The sequence below is a fragment of the Neisseria sp. P0009.S008 genome (genome assembly GCF_051958615.1).
In the GTDB taxonomy this organism is placed as follows: domain Bacteria; phylum Pseudomonadota; class Gammaproteobacteria; order Burkholderiales; family Neisseriaceae; genus Neisseria; species Neisseria subflava.
Genome location: NZ_JBQCVG010000007.1, coordinates 134,063 through 153,077 on the forward strand (window position 1 = coordinate 134,063; position 19,015 = coordinate 153,077).

The following is a 19,015-nucleotide window of genomic DNA, read 5'->3' on the forward strand; positions in this document are numbered from 1 at the left end:
GCCTTTATCAAATTGGGGTTTTATTTGTCTTGAGCATTTTTTTGTTCGTTAACAATCCATTGAGCAATATCTGAACCCAAGACTTTAGAAGTGCGATTTAAGACCGCACAAGAGCTTTTATAGGCGCCAAACATGCCGCCGGAAGAGTTGCGGGTGAAGGTTTTTTTATTAACTTGTTTGCCGTCAACATACAAAGCGGCTGAAACCGCCATACCTTTGGCGTGACCGATAAAGGCATTGCCTGCGCTCATAGCGGAAGTAATGGCGATATCTGCGTATGTGCCTTGTTTTTTACCGTCACGGACAACAGTTACATCACTTTTGGCTGCAGTTTCTTGCAAAGATTTGGACATAATGCTGCCCACTTCTAAACATTCAGAAACGATACGGGTATCGATTTCTTCTTTGTCGCGGTAAGGGATGCTTTCATCAATATGAACATCTGCGCTGGCGAATGCAGAAGCAAATAAGAATGCGGTTGCAAGGATGCGATTAGGAGACATAGTAGGGCACCTAAAATAGAATGTTAAAAAGAATTGTCATTGTATAACGGCGTTCTCACTCAATCAACATAAGTTAAGTTGGTCAATACTTTGTTGAAATGAGTGTTATGGTGAGACAAATCAAAAGGCCGTCTGAAATAATTTTGTTTCAGACGGCCTTTTGATTGAGGTATTAATTTGTTCTGGTCAAATAAGGCAGGGGATCGACTGCTTTGCCGTTTAGACGTACTTCAAAATGAAGTTTGACGCTGTCTGAATCGCTGCTACCCATGGTGGCGATAACTTGTCCTGCTTGGACTTTTTGATCTTTTTGTACCAAAAGCGTGTCGTTGTGGGCATAGGCAGTAATGGTGTAGTCGTTGTGGCTGATTAAAATCAGCTTGCCGTAGCCACGGACTTCTTCGCCAACGTAGATGACGGTACCGGCTGCGGCAGAACGGATTTGTTGGCCTTGCGTGCCTGCAATATCTATGCCTTTGCTGGTTGTGCCGTTGTAGCGTTGGATAATGGAGGATAAGGCGTTATCGGTCGGCCATTGCAGGTTCAATCGGTTGATCGGGGTAACGGCAGTGGTTTGGCGTTGCTGCGTTGCAGTGCTGCGTGAGGCAACATGACGGCGGACGCGCAATACTTGGCCGACTTCGATTTGTGAGGCGTTGGGAAGGTTATTCCATGCAACCAGTGTGTTGACATTTTGTCCGTAGCGTTTGGCGATTTGGGTCAGGGTATCGCCAGGGCGGACTTTGTAGTAGCCGTCAGGTACGGCGCGGTTGGAAGAGGTATTGTTGCCGGCGCAGGCTGCTAAGACGGCAATGGTGCTGATGAGTGCCAGACGTTTCAAGGCCGTCTGAAAGGTGGAAATAAAGTTTGTATTCATGGGATATTTCAAAATGTATCGTTATGCTGCGTATGATAGATAGGAAGAGTGGAAAAAGGTTCACTCAAAAGACACGGGATAAAATACAGAAAGGCAGTATATTAACATTGAAAATTTTTGGATATGGCGGCATATTTTTCTATTATTTTGATGATAAAGGATTTTTTCGATAAGGTAAAAGAAAGTGAAAGTTTTTTCAGACGGCATTGAATAAGGCAATAAAAATCCCCTGCCGGGATAAATGGGCAGGGGATTTTTGTCTCATTGAACTTATTTATTCAATTCGTTAGCCAGATACAGCCAGGTTTCAATGACGGTATCAGGGTTGAGCGATACGCTTTCGATACCTTCTTCAACCAGCCATTTGGCGAAGTCCGGATGGTCTGATGGGCCTTGACCGCAAATACCGACGTATTTGTTTTGTTTGCGGCAAGCAGAGATTGCCAGGTGCAACATCACTTTAACGGCAGGGTTGCGCTCGTCGAAGGAGTCAGATACCAAACCGCTGTCACGGTCGAGGCCGAGGGTCAGCTGGGTCATGTCGTTAGAACCGATGGAGAAGCCGTCGAAGTATTGCAGGAATTGTTCTGCCAATACAGCGTTGCTTGGCAACTCGCACATCATGATCAGGCGCAGGCCGTTTTTGCCGCGTTCCAAACCGTTTTCTTTCAGGGCTTTAACAACAGCTTCTGCTTCACCTAAAGTACGGACGAATGGAATCATGATTTCGACGTTGGTCAAACCCATTTCATCGCGAACGCGTTTCAAGGCTTTGCACTCGAGTGCGAAGCAGTCTTTGAAGTTATCGGCTACATAACGCGCTGCACCACGGAAGCCCAACATTGGGTTTTCTTCGTGCGGTTCGTAGATGCTGCCGCCCACCAAGTTGGCGTATTCGTTGGATTTGAAGTCAGACATACGGACGATGGTTTTGCGTGGGTAAACCGAAGCAGCCAAAGTTGCCACGCCTTCCGCAATTTTATCGACATAGAAGTCGACAGGAGAAGCGTAGCCAGCGATGCGGCGGGTAATTTCCGCTTTCAACTCGTCGTCTTGTTTGTCAAATTCCAACAAGGCTTTAGGGTGGATACCGATTTGACGGTTGATGATGAATTCCATACGCGCCAAGCCGATACCTTCGCTAGGCAGGTTGGCGAAGCTGAATGCTAATTCAGGGTTACCAACGTTCATCATCACTTTTACAGGCGCTTTAGGCATGTTGTCCAAAGCAACATCGGTAATTTGTACGTCCAGCAAGCTGGAGTAGATGAAGCCGGTATCGCCTTCGGCACAAGATACGGTCACTTCTTGGCCTTCAGACAGCAGATCGGTAGCGTCACCACAACCTACAACAGCCGGAATACCCAATTCACGCGCAATAATCGCTGCGTGGCAGGTACGGCCGCCACGGTTGGTCACAATGGCGGAAGCACGTTTCATTACCGGTTCCCAATCCGGGTCGGTCATGTCGGTAACGAGTACGTCGCCTACTTCAACGGAATCCATCTCGGAAGCATCTTTCACCAAGCGAACTTTACCTTGACCAACTTTTTGACCGATGGCTCGGCCTTCGCACAAGACAACTTTTTCGCCGTTGATAGAGAAGCGGCGCAGGTTGCGGCTACCGTCTTCTTGAGATTTCACAGTTTCAGGACGTGCTTGCAGGATGTAGAGTTTGCCATCCAAGCCGTCGCGGCCCCATTCGATGTCCATTGGGCGGCCGTAGTGTTTTTCGATGGTCAGCGCGTAATGAGCCAACTCGGTTACTTCGGCATCGGTAATGGAGAAGCGTTGACGGTCTTCTGCAGGTACATCAACGTTGGTGACAGATTTACCGGCTTCGGCTTTGTCGGTAAAGATCATTTTGATTTGTTTCGAACCCATGGTTTTGCGCAGGATAGCCGGTTTGCCTGCTTTCAAAGTAGGTTTGAATACATAGAATTCGTCAGGGTTTACCGCACCTTGTACGACGTTTTCGCCCAGACCGTAAGAAGAGGTAACGAAAACGACTTGGTCGTAACCGGATTCGGTATCGATGGTAAACATCACACCGGAAGCACCGCTGTCAGAACGCACCATGCGTTGTACGCCGGCAGAAAGGGCAACGATATCGTGTTCGAAGCCTTTGTGGACACGGTAAGAAATGGCACGGTCGTTGTACAGGGAAGCGAATACATGGCGCATTGCTTCTTTAACGTTATCCAAGCCGTTGATGTTCAGGAAGGTTTCTTGTTGGCCGGCGAAAGAAGCGTCCGGCAAGTCTTCTGCTGTTGCGGAAGAACGTACGGCAACGGAAATGTCCGCACCGCCGGCATCGGCAACCATTTTGTTCCAAGCTGTTTCGATTTCAGCATCCAGCTGCTCAGGGAACGGAGTATCCAAAATCCATTGACGGATTTCTTTACCCACGCGCGCCAACTCGGCAACGTCTTCAACATCCAGCTGTTTCAGGGCTTCGGAAATACGCTCGCTCAGACCATTGTGAGCCAGGAAAGCACGATAAGCTTCGGCTGTGGTTGCAAAACCGCCGGGAACGCGCACGCCTTTTTCAGTCAGTTGGCTGATCATTTCGCCCAAAGAGGCATTTTTACCGCCCACTCGCTCAACGTCAGTCATACGCAGGTTTTCAAACCAAATAACGTAGTTTTCGGCCATTTGTGTGTCCAATCCAATCCAAAAAATGTTAAAAAAGAAACAAATCCGCCTGCTTATTGTAGCCATTCGTTTGATGGCTGTCATGTGTTTTATCTTTTTAAAAATCACAAATTCGTCTGTGATATTGTGCTTTTCAGGCGTGTAGCCTTCTGAAATGTGAATATCAGATTCATGTTTTTACGTGTTATCTTCTTGTTAAATATGGAAAACAAAATAAGTTAATAAATTTGATAAACAAGATTTATTTTACAATTTTAGAATAAAATTCTACAAAATAGCAAAAAATAAAATTTTGTGCCAATTTAAAAATTGTTCAAATTTGTTGTAATCCTGTGTAATCTATCGGGAATTGCTTTATTGCAAAGGCTGTAACTGCTATGATTGCCGTCTGAAACGTTACCCTCAAGAGGATTCATTATGACTGATCCACGCCAAGTCTTCTATATTTCCGACCGAACCGGCCTGACTGCTGAAAATATCGGTGAAGCCTTGCTGAACCAATTTGGCAATGTTGAGTTCAAACGCCATACCTATCCGTTTATCGATACGCCTGAAAAAGCGCGTGCTGTTGTAGACAAAGTCAACCAGTCAGCTGAAAAATTCGGCGTGCGCCCGATTGCTTTTGTCAGTGTAGTCAATGACGAAATCCGTGAAATCATCAAGAAAGCCAATGCGTTCCATATTAATTTCTTTGAAACCTTTCTCGGTCTTTTGGAAAAGGAACTCAATACGGAGGCGGTTGCCGCCCAGCAGGGGCACCACAGTATCGGCAATACCCAACGCTATGATGCGCGTATGGAGGCGGTCAATTTTTCACTGAATCATGATGACGGCGTCAGCGATAAAAACCTGCAGGAAGCGGATGTGATTTTGATGGGCGTGTCCCGTTCGGGCAAAACGCCGACCTGTCTCTATCTGGCCCTGCAATACGGTATCCGCGCCGCAAACTATCCATTGATTCCCGATGATTTGGAATCGACCGATTTGCCGCGTATGGTCAAACCTTACAAAGACAAGCTGTTTGGCTTGACCATTCAGCCCGAGCGTCTGCAGGCTATCCGTCAGGAACGCCGTCCTAATTCGACCTATGCCAAAATCGATACTTGCCGCAGCGAGATTGCCGATGCGCAAAATATGTTCAAACGTCACGGAGTGCCGTTTACCAATACAACGGATAAATCTGTGGAAGAACTAGCCGTTCATATCTTGCAGGCTTGCAAGCTGAAACGCCGTTTCTAAATGAAATGATAAAAGGCCGTCTGAAACTTCAGACGGCCTTTTTTTATTTTGTACATTAGGTCTTAGGCAAGGTAACACCGGTTTGCCCCATGTATTTGCCGTTGCGATCTTTGTATGAAGTTTCGCAGACTTCATCGCTTTCAAAGAACAAGACTTGGGCCACGCCTTCGCCGGCGTAGATTTTGGCAGGCAGGGGGGTAGTGTTGGAAAACTCAAGCGTAACGTAGCCTTCCCACTCAGGCTCGAATGGGGTAACGTTGACGATAATGCCGCAGCGAGCGTAAGTGGACTTGCCTAAGCAGACGGTCAGGACGTTGCGCGGGATGCGGAAATATTCGACTGTGCGCGCCAGTGCAAAGGAGTTGGGCGGAATGATGCAGCAGTCGTCTTCGACGGTAACGAAGTTTTTCGGGTCGAAATTTTTCGGGTCGACGATGGTGCTGTTGATATTGGTGAAGATTTTGAATTCATTGGCACAACGGATATCGTAGCCGTAGCTGGATGTGCCGTAGGAAATGATGCGTTGGCCGTTGGCCTCTTTGATTTGGTTGGGCTCGAACGGCTCAATCATGCCGTGTTCTTCGGCCATGCGGCGTATCCATTTGTCGGATTTAATGCTCATGGTGGTTGTCCTGGGGTAAGGGTTGTTTGGAAATTCTTTAAAATCAACACGACAGCCTTTAGGCAGGCTTGTTAATTGATGTTTCAGACGGCCTGAAATATGGATAAGGCCGTCTGAAAGGCTGTTTATTTGGCTTTTGAAGCAGATTTTTTAGGCAGTTTGACTTCTTTAATCATACCGTCTTCGCATTTCATGATGAAGACGGGTGTGCCGTTTTGAGAGGCGGTAAAGTTTCCGTGCGCTTTGCCTTTTTTGAACATGCCTTCCAGCGTCATATTGCGTAATTTGGCGCTGTTGGATGAGAAGGGTTCGATAAAGGTTTCGCTGTTGCTGGAAACGGTATATACGCCTTTGCCGTCAAATTTGCCGTCTTTAAAGGCTCCGACATAGCTGCGGCCGTCTTGGCATTTCCATGTGCCTTTACCGGATGGTTTGCCGTCTTTGCCGATATCGCCATCATAAGCGCAACCTTTTTCCTGATAAGGATTGATGGTTTCGGCAATAGCAGGCGTACCCAGCATGAAGGCGATAGGGAGTAGGGCGAGGTATTTCATCATTCATTCCTTTTTGCAGGCAGTTTCAGACGGCCTGATATTGGGATTCAAAAGTCAGCAGGGTTTCAGCAATACGGCGTGGCAATATGGCTAAAGCGTGTTCGCGCATGGTCGTAGGGATACCATGGTAGGCTTCGGCAATACTGCCGGTAATGGCTGCCAAGGTGTCACTGTCTCCACCCAGGGAAACTGCCAGTCGGATGGCGTGTTCAAAATCATCGCTTTCAAGAAAGGCGGTCATCGCTTGAGGTACGGTTTCCTGACAGCTTTCGTTGAAATGATAATACGGGCGGATTTGGTCGCAACTTTGGCTCAAGTCGTAGCCGAATTGTCGTGTAATGTTTTCTTTGATTTGCGCTTTGCCTATACCGGTACGCGCCCAAAAGATGGCGGCGGCTACGGCTTGCGCGCCTTTAATGCCTTCCGGGTGGTTGTGCGTTACGATGGCGGATTGTTCGGAAAAATGCAGGGTTTCTTCCAATGTGGCAAATGCCCAACCAACGGCAGAAACACGCATGGCCGAGCCGTTGCCCCAGCTATTATAAGGTTCTGGATCTTTCCATTCTATCCATTGTGAGAAGCGGCCGCCATATGCGCCTTTAGGACAGGGATATGCCCTACACCAGCTTTGCAAAATAGAAGCCAAATTATCGTTGCAGCCTTGTAAAACCCAATCGGCAATGGCAACAGTGCAAATCGTGTCATCGGTAAAGTCGCTGTCGGGGCTGAAAATGTCAAAATCGGTGTGACGGTAGTTGTCAAACTCGAATCTTGATCCGGCAATATCGCCAATGACTGCGCCCAACATCATGACATCCTTTCTGATACTTCTATTTATATTTCAGACGGCCTTTGATATTTCCCAATGAAAAGGCCGTCTGAAAAATTACTCTTGCCAGCCGCCCAAATAAGAAACCAGTTCTTCCAACATGGTGCTGATGGCTTCGGTCATCAGGATTTGCGAGGCAAAGGCGAGGCTGGCGGTATCGTCACCGTTGCTTTCGGCTTCTTCTTGCAATACGTCCAGATACTGGATGCGTTTGAGCGTAAAGTCTTGGGTGAGGATGAACGCAATTTGTTCGCGCCATACCAAGCCCAGCTGGGTAACGGTTTTGCCGTTTTTGACGTGTTGTACCACTTCATCGGCAGTCAGGTCTTGTTTGGAAACTTTGACGACCGGAACAACATCTCCTACGCCTTTGAGTTCGCAATCGCTATCCAATTCAAAACCGCCTTCACAGTGGCCTTGCAGCAGCCAGCTGGTCATCAGGGAGGAGGGCGATTGTTTGGTGTTGGGCAGGGCGGCTTCCAAACCGCCCAAGGCTTCGCGCAGTTTGGTCAGGATGTTTTCCGCTTTGGCAGATGCGGCATTGTTGACCAAAAGATACCCGTGGCGCGTGTCGAAAATCGCCTGTGTGCGGCTGCTGCGCGTAAAGGCACGGGGCAGCAGGTCGTCAGTAATCTGTTCTTTCAGTTCTTGTTTTTCCTTACGGCCGACATTGCGTGCTTCGTTGTTTTGGATTTCCAAAACCTTTTCATCCAAAATATCGCGGATGACGCCGGCAGGCAGGACTTTTTCTTCTTTTTTCAGTGCAATGCGCCAAGTGTAATCGGCAGGGAAAACCAGCTCGGGCGAAAAGGAAACCGGCGTGGCAAAGCCTTCGCTAAACCAGTCCAAACCCTGACAATGGGCAAATTCGGATTGCGCCAATTTGTCGGCAAGGACTTCCAATTCGGGTAACTTGTCTTTGTTGAGCGGATAAAAACTGATTTGCTTAAACCACATGGCGAGTTTTCCTTTTTATTAAAACCGGCATTATACAGGGAAAATAACATACGGAAATCGGCAGCATCTTTAAAAATGCAGTAAAGGCGTTGACAGAAGAAAAGGGTTTCTGTATAGTTCGCGCTTCGGTTACGCGCCCATCGTCTAGAGGCCTAGGACACTGCCCTTTCACGGCGGCAACCGGGGTTCGAATCCCCGTGGGCGTGCCAAAATTCTTAAAAAACGCTCCTGCTTTTTGCAGGGGCGTTTTTTGTTTTCAGACGGCCTGTCGCTGTGAAAATATCTTTAAATTGGTTTACAATAATGCCATTCTGAATCTTAACGAGAGAAAACAATGTTAGACATCCAATTGCTCCGCAGCAATACCGCCGCAGTTGCCGAACGTTTGGCCGCCCGCGGTTACGAGTTTGATATCGCGCGTTTCAATGAGCTTGAAGAAAAAAGACGTCAGTTGCAGATTAAGGTAGAAGATCTACAAGCAACAAGAAATGCCGTATCTAAAGAAATTGGTGGATTACGTTCTGAACAAAAAAAATTAGAAAAATCCCCCGATTATACCCCAACTATTGCTTTAACCTTGATAGGTGCTTTAGTTGGTGGAGTAACAGCAAAGGAAGGTTCAAAATTTCAAGCCGCATTACTAGGTGCTGGGATCGGTGCAGGAACAAGTGCAATTGTCAAAGCACTTAACAGTGATGAGCCAGAATATATTGTGCAGCAGGATGGCGTTATCGATGCTCTTGTGAAAGATGGGACAACAATTGTTAATTTATCAAAAACCGATTTGGAGCAAGCCGCCGCCGATTTGGATGCCGTTCAGAAAGAATTGGACGCATGGTTGTTGAGCATTCCCAACCTGCCGCACGAGAGCGTGCCCGTCGGCAAAGACGAAACCGAAAACGTCGAAGTCCGCAAAGTCGGCACACCGCGCGAATTTGACTTTGAAATCAAAGACCATGTCGATTTGGGCGAACCTTTGGGCTTGGATTTCGAAGGCGGCGCGAAACTCTCCGGCGCGCGCTTTACCGTCATGAAAGGTCAAATCGCCCGCCTGCACCGCGCGCTGGCGCAATTCATGCTCGATACGCACACGCTGAAACACGGCTATACCGAGCATTACACGCCCTACATCGTGGACGACACCACCCTGCAAGGCACGGGCCAACTGCCTAAATTTGCAGAAGATTTGTTCCACGTTACTCGCGGCGGCGATGAGAGCAAAAAAACGCAATATCTGATTCCGACCGCCGAAGTGACGCTGACCAATACTGTTGCCGACAGCATCGTGGCCGGCAGCGATTTGCCGTTGAAATTGACTGCGCATTCCCCATGTTTCCGTTCCGAAGCAGGTGCATACGGTAAAGACGTACGCGGCCTGATTCGCCAACACCAATTCGACAAAGTGGAAATGGTGCAAATCGTTCATCCGGAAAAATCATACGAAGCGCTGGAAGAAATGGTTGGACACGCTGAAAATATTTTGAAAGCGTTGGAACTGCCATACCGCGTGATCACTTTGTGTACCGGGGATATGGGTTTCGGCGCAACCAAAACCTACGACTTGGAAGTTTGGGTTCCTGCGCAAAATACTTACCGCGAAATTTCCAGCTGCTCCAACTGCGAAGATTTCCAAGCTCGTCGCATGAAAGCGCGTTTCAAAGATGAAAACGGTAAAAACCGTTTGGTGCATACTTTGAACGGCTCAGGCTTGGCTGTCGGCCGTACTTTGGTGGCGGTTTTGGAAAACCATCAAAACGCCGACGGCAGCATTAATGTTCCTGCTGCGTTGCAACCTTATATGGGCGGCGTGACCAAATTGGAAATAAAATAATCGCTGTTTAAAAGAAAAAGGCCGAGACCTTTGCAAAATTCCCCAAAATCCCCTAAATTCCCACCAAGACATTTAGGGGATTTTCCATGACCACTTTCTTCCAACAAACCGCCCAAGCCATGATCGCCAAACACATCAACCGTTTCCCACTATTGAAGTTGGATCAAGTGATTGATTGGCAGCCGATCGAACAATACCTGAATCGTCAAAGAACCCATTACCTTAGAGACCACCGCGGCCGTCCCGCCTATCCCCTGCTGTCCATGTTCAAAGCCGTCCTGCTCGGACAATGGCACAGCCTCTCCGATCCCGAACTCGAACACAGCCTCATCACCCGCATCGACTTCAACCTGTTTTGCCGTTTCGACGAACTGAGCATCCCCGATTACAGCACCTTATGCCGCTACCGCAACTGGCTGGCGCAAGACGACACCCTGTCCGAACTGTTGGAACTGATCAACCGCCAACTGACCGAAAAAAACCTAAAAGTAGAGAAAGCATCCGCCGCCGTCATTGATGCCACCATTATTCAGACTGCCGGCAGCAAACAGCGTCAGGCCATAGAAGTCGACGAGGAAGGACAAGTCAGCGGCCAAACCACACCGAGTAAGGACAAAGATGCCCGTTGGACAAAGAAAAACGGCCTCTACAAACTCGGTTACAAACAACATACCCGTACCGATGAAGAAGGCTATAGTGGATTAAATTTAAATCAGGACAAGGCGACGAAGCCGTAGACAGTACAATTAGTACGGCAAGGCGAGGCAACGCCGTACTGGTTTAAATTTAATCCACTATATATCGAGAAATTGCACATCACCCCCGCCAATACCCATGAGTGCAACCATCTGTCACCTTTGCTGGAAGGGATAGCCGAAGGTACGACCGTCTATGCCGACAAAGGCTACGACAGCAAGGAAAACCGACAACATCTGAAAGAACACCAGTTGCTGGACGGCATTATGCGCAAAGCCTGCCGCAACCGTCCGCTGACGGAAGCGCAAACCAAACGTAACCGATATTTGTCGAAGACCCGTTATGTGGTCGAACAAAGCTTCGGTACGCTGCACCGTAAATTCCGCTACGCCCGGGCAGCCTATTTCGGGCTGATTAAAGTGAGTGCGCAAAGCCATCTTAAGGCGATGTGTTTAAACCTGTTGAAAGCGGCTAACAGGCTAAGTGTGCCTGTTGCAGCCTAAAAGGCGGCCCGGATGCCTGATAATCCGGTATCCGGGGAGAAAAAAGGGAAATTGGGAACAAAAAACAGCCGGAAGCTTGGGTTTGGGCTTCGGCTGTTGGGTGGAGGGGGATTTTTGCAAAGGTCTCTTGGCGCAATTTCCCGTCCCGCGCCCGGCGTTTGAAACGGTTCCGTATATCGGGCTTCTTGCGAAAATCCAAACCGGGGTTGAAAGCAAAAAGCCCGGCGGAAACCCAAACCGGTCGCAAGAGGCGGGCGGGTCGGCTGAAACATTTGGATTCCGGCAACCCGGGCATCCTTACCCTGCCTGCGCGGCGGCAAACCGCAGCCTGCCCTTCCGGCATTTCCCGTTTTGCAGGAAGTCTGTTGCCCGCACGGCTATCCCCGCCTGTTTTGCGGGCGCAAACCCGAAACCGGGCGGGCGGCCTCGGCCGGCGTTCAAGATACGCGCTTAGAATAAATGTTTAGCAACAATAAGTTGCCGCGCATATAATTTTTTCTTCTATCTAATGGCGAAATCAGTCTTTCCGTTCCCCCCGCCGCTTCGCCTATGATAGGCGCACGGTTTTAGAGTGAGAACGGAAATGGACTACTTCCCCCTGTTTGCTGATTTGAAAGGCCGCCCCGTGCTGGTGGTAGGCGCGGGTCATGTGGCTTTGCGCAAAATCCGCCTGCTGCTGCGCTGCGGCGCGGTTGTCCGCATTGCGGCGGATAGGCTGCACCCGAAAGTGGCCGCGCTGCACGGCGCGGGCAGGGTGGAGTGGGCGGCGCGCGCGTTCTCGCCCGAATTGCTCGACACGGCCTTCCTCGCCGTGGCCGCCACCGACGATTCCGATTTGAACGAGCGGGTGTTCCAAGCCGCGCAGAGCCGCCGCCAGCTGGTGAACACGGTGGACGACCCCGCCCGCTGCAACTTCATCTTCCCCTCGATTATCGACCGCAACCCCATCCAAATCGCCATTTCCAGCGGCGGCAAGGCACCGGTGCTGGCGCGGCTGCTGCGCGAGAGGCTGGAAGCCCTGCTACCGCAGGGTTTGGGCGTAATGGCGCAGATTGCCGGGCAATGGCGCGGCCGCGTGAAGGCGCGGCTCGGCAGCACGACGCAGCGCCGCCGCTTCTGGGAAAGGCTGTTTGCTTCCGCCGCCTTCCGGCGTTTGGCGGAAAGCCGCCGCAGCCGCGAGGCCGGGCAGCTGGTGTGGCGGCATTTGGCCGGGGAGCAGCCGCAAAGCGGCGAAGTGGCGCTGGTGGGCGCGGGGCCGGGCGATGCCGGGCTGCTCACGCTCAAAGGCCTGCAGCGCATTCAGGAAGCCGACGTGGTGCTGTACGACGCGCTGGTGTCGGATGCGGTGCTGGATTTGGTGCGGCGCGATGCCGACAAAATCTGCGTGGGCAAGCGCGCCGGCGGCGGCAGCGTGCCGCAGGAGGAAACCAACCTCCTGCTGGTGCGCCATGCCCGTGCGGGCAAACGCGTGGTGCGGCTCAAGGGCGGCGACCCGTTCGTGTTCGGGCGCGGCGGCGAGGAATTGGAAGCCTTGCGCGAAGCGGGCATTCCGTTTGAAGTGGTGCCCGGCATCACCGCCGCACTGGGCGCGGCCGCCTACGCCGGCATCCCGCTCACCCACCGCGACCACGCGCACGGCGCGATGTTCATCACCGGCCACCGCAAAATCGACGCCGAAGCGCCCGACTGGCCTGCTCTGGCGCAGAACCGGCAAACGCTGGTGGTGTATATGGGCACGATTAAGGCCGCCGAACTTTCGCGCGAGCTGATTGCGCACGGCCGCGCCGCCTCCACGCCCGCCGCCGTCATCAGCTGCGGCACGCTGCCGCATCAGCAGGTGTTTTCCGGCAGCCTGGCCGAGCTGCCCGAATTGGCCGCGCAAGCCGCCCAGCCCGCCCTGCTGGTGATCGGCGAAACCGTGGCGCTGCGGCAGGATTTGGCCTGGTTCGGCGCCCAGCCCGGCCGGCAAGACGAACAGGGCGGCCGGTATGTGCAGCAGCCCGCCGCAGCGGCCGGACAGGCGGCGTGAGGGGGAATACCGTGAATATTCAAGAAATCCCGGTTGTCCGCGAAGAAACCGCTTCCGCCGTATCCTTCCGCCCCAAGCTGTGGCAGATTCCCCGCCCCATTTCCGCCGTGTACCAAAGGCTACCTGAAAAAACCGCCGCGCTGCGCCACCGCCTATTGGAAATCTACCGCCGCCACAGTCGCGTGAAGCTGGCCAGCAGTTTGGCGGTGGAAGACATGCTGATTACCGACCTGCTGGCGCAGCAAGGCCTGCGCGTGGAAGTGTTCATGCTGCAAACCGGCCGCCTCAACGCCGAAACCCTCGATTTGGCCGACGAAGTGCGCCGCCGCTACCCCGCGCTCGACTTCCGTCTCTACTACCCCGAAGAAAAAGCGGTGGAAGAATACGTGCAAACCCACGGCCTGAACGCCTTCTACGACAGCGTGGAGTTGCGCAAGCGCTGCTGCCACATCCGCAAAGTCGAGCCGCTCAACCGCGCCCTGGCTGATGCCGATGCCTGGCTCACCGGCCAGCGCCGCGGGCAGTCGGTAACCCGCAGCGAACTTACCCTGGCCGAACACGACAACGCGCGCGGCATCGCCAAATACAACCCGATTTTCGACTGGAGCGAACAGGAAGTGTGGGCCTACACCCTGCAGCAGCGCCTGCCATTCAACGAACTCTACCGCCAAGGCCACCCCAGCATCGGCTGCGAACCCTGCACCATGCCCGTGAAGGAAGGCGAAGACATCCGCTCCGGCCGCTGGTGGTGGGAAAGCCGCGACAGCAAAGAATGCGGCCTGCACAAATAGCCGCCGCAACCCAAAAGGCTACCTGAAAAAACGTAAGGGACTCTTCAGCCCGCCGCAAGCCCGATATTTTCAGGTAGCCCCAGCCCGCCACGGGCTACCTGAAACCGCAACCCGAACAACCAACCCGACACAGAAAGCCCGCCATGAGCGCCACCCTGCAAAACGACCACCTCGACTGGCTCGAAGCCGAATCCGTCCACATCATCCGTGAAGTGCTGGCCGAATGCCGCAACCCCGCCATCCTGTTTTCCGGCGGCAAAGACTCCGTCGTCCTGCTCGCCCTCGCCCGCAAAGCCTTCGCCGTGCCCGGGCGGAGCATCCCGCTGCCCTTCCCGCTGGTGCATATCGACACCGGCCACAACTACCCCGAAGTCATCGCCTTCCGTGACCAAACCGCCCGGGAATCCGGCGCGCGGCTCATCGTGGGCAGCGTGGAAGACTCCATCGCCAAAGGCACGGTGGTGCTGCGGCGCGAAACCGACTCCCGTAACGCTGCCCAGGCCGTCACTCTGCTCGAAACCATCGAAGAGCACGGCTTCGGCGCACTGATGGGCGGCGCACGGCGCGACGAAGAAAAAGCCCGCGCCAAAGAGCGCATCTTCTCCTTCCGCGACGAATTCGGCCAATGGAACCCCAAAGACCAGCGCCCCGAACTCTGGTCGCTCTACAACGCCCGCCTGCACCCCGGCGAAAACCTGCGCGTGTTCCCCATATCCAACTGGACCGAACTCGACATCTGGCAATACATCGAACGCGAAAAGCTCGCCCTGCCGCCGATCTACTACGCCCACCGCCGCCAAGTGGTGTGCCGCAACGGCCTCTTAGTGCCCGTAACCGAACTTACCCCGCCGCGCGAAGGCGAACAGATAGAAGAATTGTCCGTACGCTTCCGCACCGTGGGCGACATCTCCTGCACCTGCCCCGTGGCCAGCAGCGCCGCCACCCCCGCCGAAATCATCGCCGAAACCGCCCTGGCCGACATCTCGGAACGCAGCGCCACCCGCATGGACGACCAAGTGAGCGAAGCCGCCATGGAGCAGCGCAAGAAACAAGGCTATTTCTAGCCCGAAGGCTACCTGAAAAAGCCCTGTACCGTTTTTCAGGTAGCCCCAAAAGCCGCAAGGCAGGCCGCAGCCCGCCAACAGACAAACGGCAAAAGCAGACCGGGCCAGCCGCAGGCGCAGGCCGACACAACGCCAAAGCGGATTTGGAACGCGAACGCCCGCACCCGCAAAACGGCAGCGGCGGCCTGAAAGCACTTCGCCCGCCTCATGCAGACGGAGGCAGCCGCGCCCGAAACAGCGCAGACCCGCCGCCCAGGCCGTCTGAAACCCCAACAACCCACCCAAAGGAAGCCCGACATCATGACCAGCCCCCACCGCCAAGCCCCCCTGCGCTTCATCACGGCCGGCAGCGTGGACGACGGCAAATCCACCCTCATCGGCCGCCTGCTCTACGACAGCAAAGCCCTGCTCGGCGACCAGGTACGCCGCCTCGAAAGCAGCCGCAGCCAAGGCGCGATCGATTTCTCCGCCCTCACCGACGGCCTTGAAGCCGAACGCGAACAAGGCATCACCATCGACGTGGCCTACCGTTACTTTGCCACCGCCCGCCGCAAATTTATCATCGCCGACACCCCCGGCCACGAACAATACACCCGCAACATGGTAACCGGCGCCTCCACCGCCCACGCCGCCGTATTGCTCATCGACGCCGCCCAGCTCGATTTTTCCCAACAGCCGCTGCAACTGCTGCCGCAAACCAAGCGCCACTCCGCCATCCTGCGCCACCTGCGCTGCCCGCACATCATCGTGGCCGTCAACAAAATGGACTTGCTCGGCTTCAGCCAAGAAAAATTCAACGCCGTCGCCGCCGCCTACCGCGAACTGGCCGACACCCTCGGCCTGCCTGAAACCCGCTTCATCCCCATCTCCGCCCTCAACGGCGACAACATCGTGCACGAAAGCGCCCACACCCCGTGGTACCAAGGCGGCTCGCTGCTGCAAGTGCTGGAAAGCCTGCCCGCAGGCGAAGGCGTGCCCGAAGCGCCGCAAGACTTCCACTTCCCCGTACAGCTCGTACAGCGCGCCGACGGCAGCAAACAGGACGACTTCCGCGGCTACCAAGGCCGCATCGAAGCCGGCAGCGTGCGCGTGGGCGACAAAGTCCGCGTCGAACCCGCCGGGCTCGAAAGCAGCGTGCGCGGCATCATCGGCCTCAAAGGCAGCGTGGACCAGGCAACCGCAGGCGAACCCGCCACCCTCCTCCTCGCCGACGACATCGACATTTCGCGCGGCGACACCATCCTTTCCTCCGCCAGCCCCCTCGCGCCGCAGCGCCGCCTTGCCGCCACCCTGTGCTGGTTCGACAGTCGCCCGCTCAACCCCGCCCGCCGCTACCTGCTCAAACACACCACCCGCACCGTGCCCGCCAAAATCGCCGCCGTACGCCGCGTGTGGGACGTGCACACCCTCAGCCACTCCGCCGGGCGCAACACGCTGGAAATGAACGACCTGGGCGAAGTCGAACTCACGCTGGCACAACCCGTCGTCTGCACCCCTTATGCCGCCAACCCCGCCACCGGCGCCTTCATCCTGATAGACGAAGCCACTAACCACACCGCCGCCGCCGGCATGATACTGGCCGACGGAGAAACAGCGGGCGAAACGCAGCAGGCAGAACAGGCTACCTGAAACCGCCCCTTCTCCCGTGGGAGAGGGCGGCATGCCGCAAAGCCTGCGTAAACCCCAAAGGCTACCTGAAAACCCGACGACCAACGTTCAGGTAGCCTGCAGATCGGATATAAATGCCGAACAGAACAAACAAAGGCCGTTTGAAACCGCCGCCTTTTCCCGTGAGAGAAGGCTACCTGAAAACCTGACGGCCAAATTTCAGGTAGCCCGCAGCAAGAGTAGGTCGGGTTAGGCTACAAGCCGTAACCCAACAATCCGCCCCTTAATTTTCAGGTAGCCCCAGCCCATAACAAACCATCCCAAGGAACCCGCCATGAACCCGCTTCCCCCCGAACTCGCCGCCCAAATCGCCGCGCTCAACCCCCTGCAGCTGGCCTGGCTCTCCGGCTACTGCTGGTCGCAGGCCGGCGGGCAGGCCGTGCAGCCCGGCATCGGTGCGCCTGCCGCCGCAGCCCCCGCGCCCGCCGCCGAACCCCTGCGCGTGGCCGTGATTTCCGCCTCGCAAACCGGCAACGCCCGCAAAGTGGCCGCAGAGCTGCAGCAAAGGCTCGCCGCCGCCGGCGTGAACGCCGTCCATGCCGCCGCCGCCGACTACAAGCCCAAAAATATCGCCGGCGAACAACTCGTGCTGCTCGTTACCTCCACCCAGGGCGAGGGCGAACCGCCCGAAGAAGCGCTCAGCCTCTACAAACTGCTCAGCGGCAAAAAAGCCCCCCAACTTTCCGGCCTCAAATTCGCCGTGCTCGGGCTGGGCGACTCCAGCTACCCCATGTTCTGCGGCGCGGGCAAAAGTTTCGACGAACTGTTAGCCAAACTCGGCGGCGAACGTCTGCTGGAGCGGCAGGACTGTGACTTGGAATACCAGGCCGAAGCCGCCGCCTGGCTGGACAAAATCGTGCCGCTGGTGGGCAGTCTGGCCGCCGCGCCCGCCGCAGCTGCAACCGGTACGGGCAACGCTTCGGGCAGCCCCGCCCCCGCCGCGCCCGCATCTGCCTACAACAAAGCCAACCCCTTCCCCGCCACCCTGCTCGCCCGCCAGAAAATCACCGGCCGCGATTCGGAAAAAGACGTGCGCCACATCGAAATCGACCTCTCCGGCTCCGGCCTGCAATACCGCGCGGGCGACGCGCTGGGCGTATGGTTTGAAAACGACCCCGCCGTCGTGGACGAAATCCTCGCCGCCGTCTCGCTCAAGGGCGACGAGCCGGTGAATGCGGGCGGGCAGGGCAAAACCGTGCGCGAAGCCCTGCTGCACGATTGGGAAATCGGCCTGAACACCCCGCAGTTCGTGCAGGGCTACGCCGAAATCTCCGGCAATCCCGAGCTGAAGCAGGCCGCCGCCGACGCTTCCGCCTACGCCGACGCCAACCCGATTGCCGGTATCGTGTCGCAATACCCCGCCACGCTCACCGCCGAGCAGCTCGCCGGCCTGCTGCGCCCGCTCACCCCGCGCCTCTACTCCATCTCCTCCGCGCCCGAAGAAGTGGGCGAGGAAGTGCACCTCACCGTGGGCGTGCTGCGCTACGAACACAACGGCATCTCGCGTACCGGCGCCGCCTCCGACTTTCTGGGTGAACGTTTGGAAGAAGAAGGCAGCGTGCGCGTGTTCGTGGAGGAAAACCCCCGCTTCAGGCTACCTGAAAACCCCGACACGCCCGTGATCATGATCGGCGCGGGCACCGGCGTCGCCCCCTTCCGCGCCTTCATGCAGCAGCGCGCCGCCAACGGCGACAGTGGCAAAAACTGGCTGATTTTCGGCAACCAGCACTTCACCCAAGATTTCCTCTACCAAACCGAATGGCAGGGCTGGGCGAAAGACGGCCTGCTCAACAAATACGACTTCGCCTGGTCGCGCGATCAGGAAGAGAAAATCTACGTGCAGCACAAAATCCGCGAAGAAGCCGCCGAACTGTGGCAATGGCTGCAGCAGGGCGCGCACATCTACGTGTGCGGCGACGCCTCGCGCATGGCCAAAGACGTAGAGCAGGCCCTGCTCGACACCATCGCCGAACAAGGCGGCCTGAGCGCCGACGACGCAGACGAATACCTCGACAACCTGCGCCAGAAAGGCCGCTACCAGCGCGACGTATATTGAAAACAGCGGCTGTTTTTCAGGTAGCCCCGCCAGGCAAAAAAAGGCTACCTGAAAATGGAAAACCGCCTTTCAGACAGCCCCAAAACAACCCAAACCCAAAGGAACCCAACCATGACCACCCCCGACCCCCGCGCCAAACTC

At 54.8% G+C, this 19,015-nt stretch carries 14 protein-coding genes, 1 tRNA gene and 2 pseudogenes; 10 read left to right on the plus strand and 7 right to left on the minus strand.

Annotation, left to right across the window (positions count from 1 at the left end):
- Window positions 1-20 precede the first annotated feature (20 nt).
- The 3 genes from ACTHSQ_RS07610 to ppsA all read right to left on the minus strand — a co-directional run bounded on the left by ACTHSQ_RS07610 (window position 21) and on the right by ppsA (window position 4,035).
- Window positions 21-503 (minus strand): hypothetical protein, encoded by a 483-nt coding sequence (locus ACTHSQ_RS07610; RefSeq protein WP_250592157.1) that lies wholly within the window; start codon window positions 501-503, stop codon window positions 21-23.
- 172 nt (window positions 504-675) lie between these two features.
- On the minus strand, window positions 676-1,380 hold the full coding sequence (locus tag ACTHSQ_RS07615) for a peptidoglycan DD-metalloendopeptidase family protein (protein WP_440371548.1): 705 nt from the start codon (window positions 1,378-1,380) through the stop codon (window positions 676-678).
- Window positions 1,381-1,650: 270 nt separating this feature from the next.
- Window positions 1,651-4,035, minus strand: a complete 2,385-nt coding sequence (ppsA, locus tag ACTHSQ_RS07620; RefSeq protein WP_440371549.1) for a phosphoenolpyruvate synthase — start codon at window positions 4,033-4,035, stop codon at window positions 1,651-1,653.
- 417 nt (window positions 4,036-4,452) lie between these two features.
- On the opposite strand from ppsA, the gene ppsR reads away from it, so the two are divergent.
- A complete protein-coding gene (gene ppsR, locus ACTHSQ_RS07625; protein WP_004520520.1) occupies window positions 4,453-5,274 on the plus strand; it encodes a posphoenolpyruvate synthetase regulatory kinase/phosphorylase PpsR in 822 nt (273 codons plus the stop codon).
- A 55-nt stretch (window positions 5,275-5,329) separates the two neighbouring features.
- Here the strand turns inward: ppsR and dcd are convergent, their stop codons facing one another.
- The 4 genes from dcd to ACTHSQ_RS07645 all read right to left on the minus strand — a co-directional run bounded on the left by dcd (window position 5,330) and on the right by ACTHSQ_RS07645 (window position 8,236).
- On the minus strand, window positions 5,330-5,896 hold the full coding sequence (gene dcd / locus ACTHSQ_RS07630) for a dCTP deaminase (RefSeq protein WP_003680541.1): 567 nt from the start codon (window positions 5,894-5,896) through the stop codon (window positions 5,330-5,332).
- Window positions 5,897-6,021: 125 nt separating this feature from the next.
- Window positions 6,022-6,453: a hypothetical protein gene (locus ACTHSQ_RS07635; protein ID WP_440371550.1), complete on the minus strand. Its 432-nt coding sequence runs from the start codon at window positions 6,451-6,453 to the stop codon at window positions 6,022-6,024.
- 22 nt (window positions 6,454-6,475) lie between these two features.
- Window positions 6,476-7,258 (minus strand): ADP-ribosylglycohydrolase family protein, encoded by a 783-nt coding sequence (locus ACTHSQ_RS07640; RefSeq protein ID WP_440371559.1) that lies wholly within the window; start codon window positions 7,256-7,258, stop codon window positions 6,476-6,478.
- 78 nt (window positions 7,259-7,336) lie between these two features.
- Window positions 7,337-8,236 carry a recombination-associated protein RdgC gene (locus ACTHSQ_RS07645; RefSeq protein ID WP_440371551.1) on the minus strand — a complete coding sequence of 300 codons (900 nt, stop codon included), beginning with the start codon at window positions 8,234-8,236 and terminating at the stop codon, window positions 7,337-7,339.
- Window positions 8,237-8,369: 133 nt separating this feature from the next.
- On the opposite strand from ACTHSQ_RS07645, the gene ACTHSQ_RS07650 reads away from it, so the two are divergent.
- From ACTHSQ_RS07650 to ACTHSQ_RS07690, 9 genes and pseudogenes are all read left to right on the plus strand, one after another.
- A tRNA-Glu gene (locus ACTHSQ_RS07650) sits at window positions 8,370-8,445 on the plus strand.
- Window positions 8,446-8,570: 125 nt separating this feature from the next.
- Window positions 8,571-10,067 carry a serine--tRNA ligase gene (gene serS, locus ACTHSQ_RS07655; protein WP_440371552.1) on the plus strand — a complete coding sequence of 499 codons (1,497 nt, stop codon included), beginning with the start codon at window positions 8,571-8,573 and terminating at the stop codon, window positions 10,065-10,067.
- 86 nt (window positions 10,068-10,153) lie between these two features.
- Window positions 10,154-10,759, plus strand: a pseudogene (locus ACTHSQ_RS07660) (transposase); the annotation flags it as partial.
- 105 nt (window positions 10,760-10,864) lie between these two features.
- A pseudogene (locus ACTHSQ_RS07665) lies at window positions 10,865-11,266 on the plus strand (transposase); the annotation flags it as partial.
- A gap of 583 nt (window positions 11,267-11,849) precedes the next feature.
- On the plus strand, window positions 11,850-13,295 hold the full coding sequence (gene cysG / locus ACTHSQ_RS07670; RefSeq protein ID WP_070631855.1) for a siroheme synthase CysG: 1,446 nt from the start codon (window positions 11,850-11,852) through the stop codon (window positions 13,293-13,295).
- An 11-nt stretch (window positions 13,296-13,306) separates the two neighbouring features.
- Window positions 13,307-14,086: a phosphoadenylyl-sulfate reductase gene (locus ACTHSQ_RS07675; protein WP_440371553.1), complete on the plus strand. Its 780-nt coding sequence runs from the start codon at window positions 13,307-13,309 to the stop codon at window positions 14,084-14,086.
- Between the two features lie 98 nt (window positions 14,087-14,184).
- Window positions 14,185-15,150 (plus strand): sulfate adenylyltransferase subunit CysD, encoded by a 966-nt coding sequence (cysD, locus tag ACTHSQ_RS07680; protein WP_440371560.1) that lies wholly within the window; start codon window positions 14,185-14,187, stop codon window positions 15,148-15,150.
- 300 nt (window positions 15,151-15,450) lie between these two features.
- Window positions 15,451-16,779, plus strand: coding sequence for a sulfate adenylyltransferase subunit 1 (locus tag ACTHSQ_RS07685; protein WP_440371554.1), 1,329 nt, complete (start codon window positions 15,451-15,453; stop codon window positions 16,777-16,779).
- A gap of 313 nt (window positions 16,780-17,092) precedes the next feature.
- Window positions 17,093-18,874 (plus strand): assimilatory sulfite reductase (NADPH) flavoprotein subunit, encoded by a 1,782-nt coding sequence (locus ACTHSQ_RS07690; RefSeq protein ID WP_440375947.1) that lies wholly within the window; start codon window positions 17,093-17,095, stop codon window positions 18,872-18,874.
- Window positions 18,875-19,015 lie beyond the last annotated feature (141 nt).

What these genes read in the sequence shown, in the direction of transcription:
- ACTHSQ_RS07685 (WP_440371554.1), top strand. Translation starts at nt 15,451, where the DNA reads ATGACCAGCCCCCACCGCCAAGCCCCCCTGCGCTTCATCACGGCCGGC.
- serS (WP_440371552.1), top strand. Translation starts at nt 8,571, where the DNA reads ATGTTAGACATCCAATTGCTCCGCAGCAATACCGCCGCAGTTGCCGAA.
- ACTHSQ_RS07615 (WP_440371548.1), bottom strand. Translation starts at nt 1,380, where the DNA reads ATGAATACAAACTTTATTTCCACCTTTCAGACGGCCTTGAAACGTCTG.
- ppsA (WP_440371549.1), bottom strand. Translation starts at nt 4,035, where the DNA reads ATGGCCGAAAACTACGTTATTTGGTTTGAAAACCTGCGTATGACTGAC.
- ACTHSQ_RS07635 (WP_440371550.1), bottom strand. Translation starts at nt 6,453, where the DNA reads ATGATGAAATACCTCGCCCTACTCCCTATCGCCTTCATGCTGGGTACG.
- ppsR (WP_004520520.1), top strand. Translation starts at nt 4,453, where the DNA reads ATGACTGATCCACGCCAAGTCTTCTATATTTCCGACCGAACCGGCCTG.
- dcd (WP_003680541.1), bottom strand. Translation starts at nt 5,896, where the DNA reads ATGAGCATTAAATCCGACAAATGGATACGCCGCATGGCCGAAGAACAC.
- cysG (WP_070631855.1), top strand. Translation starts at nt 11,850, where the DNA reads ATGGACTACTTCCCCCTGTTTGCTGATTTGAAAGGCCGCCCCGTGCTG.
- ACTHSQ_RS07640 (WP_440371559.1), bottom strand. Translation starts at nt 7,258, where the DNA reads ATGTTGGGCGCAGTCATTGGCGATATTGCCGGATCAAGATTCGAGTTT.
- ACTHSQ_RS07690 (WP_440375947.1), top strand. Translation starts at nt 17,093, where the DNA reads ATGAACCCGCTTCCCCCCGAACTCGCCGCCCAAATCGCCGCGCTCAAC.
- ACTHSQ_RS07645 (WP_440371551.1), bottom strand. Translation starts at nt 8,236, where the DNA reads ATGTGGTTTAAGCAAATCAGTTTTTATCCGCTCAACAAAGACAAGTTA.
- ACTHSQ_RS07610 (WP_250592157.1), bottom strand. Translation starts at nt 503, where the DNA reads ATGTCTCCTAATCGCATCCTTGCAACCGCATTCTTATTTGCTTCTGCA.